Raw genomic sequence first — 2377 nt, forward strand, 5'->3', positions numbered from 1 at the left:
GTGTAGATCATGAATGAGTCCATGAAGCGCAGCAGCACCGCGATCAGAAGCACGCGGTTCATCTTCGGCAGCTGGATGTAGCGGAACACTGCCCAGCGCGATGCACCATCGATCTTGGCCGCCTGATAGAAGGCATCGGGGATCGAGACCAGTCCGGCGTAGCAGAGCAGAACGACGAGGCTTGTCCAGTGCCATACGTCCATCAGGATGACCGTCACCCAGGCGTCGGTCGGATCGTTGACGTAGTTGTAGTCGAAGCCGAGCGACGACAGCGTATAGCCGAGCAGGCCGATGTCGATGCGGCCGAACACCTGCCAAATCGTGCCGACGACGTTCCACGGGATCAGCAGCGGCAGAGCCATCAGCACCAGGCAGACCGGCACGCCCCAGCCTTTCTTGGGCATGTTGAGAGCGATGAAGATGCCGAGCGGGATCTCGATGGCGAGGATGGTTGCGGAAAAGATCAGGTTGCGGACCATCGACAGCCAGAAGCGTTCCGACTCCAGGATCTCGGTGTACCAGTCCGAGCCGTTCCAGAAGAAGACGTTGTTTCCGAACGTGTCCTGCACCGAATAGTTGACCACCGTCATCAGCGGGATCACCGCCGAGAACGCCACCAGCAGGAGGACCGGCAGCACCATGAACCAGGCCTTGTTGTTCCAGGTCTTCTCCATCTAGGCCTCCATCTCGACACGCCAGGAATCGGCATAGATGTTGATGCCGGCCGGGTCGAACCGCACCTTCGGATCGGCGGGCAGGGTCTCGTCCTCACCGATCACAGCAGAGATATCGCGGCCTTCGAGCTTGGCGCGCACCACCTTGTGGCGGCCGAGATCCTCGACCTTGCTGACCTGCACGGCCATGCCTTCGCGGCCGAGCCGGACATATTCGGGACGGATGCCGAGCTCGACGGCGCCGCTGCCTGCCTTTGGCGCGCCCGGCAGTTCGATGCGCTGTGAGCCGAGCGTCGCCGTCTTGCCGTCGATTGCCACCGGCATGACGTTCATGCCCGGCGAGCCGATAAAATAACCGACGAAGGTATGGCGCGGGCGTTCGAACAATTCGGCCGGTGTGCCGATCTGCACGATGCCGCCATCATACATGACCACGACCTGCTCGGCGAAGGTCAGCGCCTCGGTCTGGTCGTGGGTCACATAGACCATGGTGTAACCAAAGCGGCGGTGCAACTGCTTCAGCTGCGAGCGCAGCACCCACTTCATGTGCGGATCGATGACGGTCAGCGGCTCGTCGAAAAGGATGGCGTTGACGTCGGAGCGCACCAGGCCGCGGCCGAGCGAGATCTTCTGCTTCTGGTCGGCGGTCAGGCCCCTCGCCTTCTTCTTCGCCCACGACGCCAGATCGATCATCTCCAGCGTCTCGCGAACCTTCCGATCGACATCGGCTTCCGGCACGCCGCGGTTGCGCAGCGGGAAGGCCAGATTGTCGTAGACGGTCATGGTGTCGTAGATGACCGGGAACTGGAACACCTGCGCGATGTTGCGCTCCTGCGTCGACAAATTGGTCACGTCCTTGCCGTTGAACAGCAACTGGCCGTGCGAGGGGTGCAACAATCCCGAAATGATGTTGAGCAGCGTGGTCTTGCCGCAACCGGAGGGCCCGAGCAGCGCATAGGCGCCGCCGTCCTCGAAGACATGATGCACTTCCCGTAGCGCGAAATCGGCATCCTTCTGCGGGTTCGGCAGGTAGGAATGCCTGACATGGTTGACGTCGATGCGTGCCATCTCTTTGCCCTCAAGCCGCCAGCTTCGGCGCAGTCACGGCGCTGCCGTGCTCGTCGAAAACCATGATGTGGCGCGGATCGATGAACACCTCGACCACCTCGTCCGGCTCGAAATGCCTGATACCATGGGTCAGCATGACCCAGCGCGCATCGGCGAAATCGAGATGGATGAAGCTCTCCGATCCGGTGATCTCGGTGATCGTCACCTTGGCGCGCACCGGTACCGCCGCCGCATTGGGCCGCTCGAGCGACAGGTGGTGCGGCTGAAAACCGATCGTGTACATGGCATCGGCAATGCCGGAGAGCTCGGCCGGCACCGGCAGGTTCACGCCGCCCTCGAGCAGGAAGTCCCGACCCTTCTTGGCGAGCACGATGGTGTTGAGCGGTGGATCGGAAAACGTCCTGGCTGTCACCAGATCTACCGGCTTGCGGAACACCTCGATGGTCGGTCCGAACTGAGTGATCCGCCCTTCAGAAAGCGTCGCCGTGTTGCCGCCGAGCAGCAGCGCCTCGTGCGGCTCGGTCGTGGCGTAGACGAAGATGGTGCCGGCGGCGGCGAAGATCCTGGGCAATTCGGCGCGCAGTTCTTCGCGCAATTTGTAGTCGAGATTGGCGAGCGGTTCATCGAGCAGCACC

General features: G+C 62.1%; 3 protein-coding genes. All 3 read right to left on the reverse strand.

Translation table 11 applies throughout. The features are described 5' to 3' along the window. Positions 1 to 674 (reverse strand): sugar ABC transporter permease (locus EN750_RS29710; protein WP_145968033.1); only part of this gene is annotated, 674 nt, incomplete at its 3' end. Next, positions 675 to 1742: an ABC transporter ATP-binding protein gene (locus EN750_RS29715; RefSeq protein WP_023812976.1), complete on the reverse strand. Its 1068-nt coding sequence runs from the start codon at positions 1740 to 1742 to the stop codon at positions 675 to 677. A gap of 10 nt (positions 1743 to 1752) precedes the next feature. Continuing rightward, the coding region (locus EN750_RS29720; protein ID WP_145968034.1) for a TOBE domain-containing protein at positions 1753 to 2377 on the reverse strand (625 nt) is incomplete at its 5' end.

It is taken from the genome of Mesorhizobium sp. M7A.F.Ca.ET.027.03.2.1 (assembly GCF_003999175.1).
Lineage (GTDB): Bacteria > Pseudomonadota > Alphaproteobacteria > Rhizobiales > Rhizobiaceae > Mesorhizobium.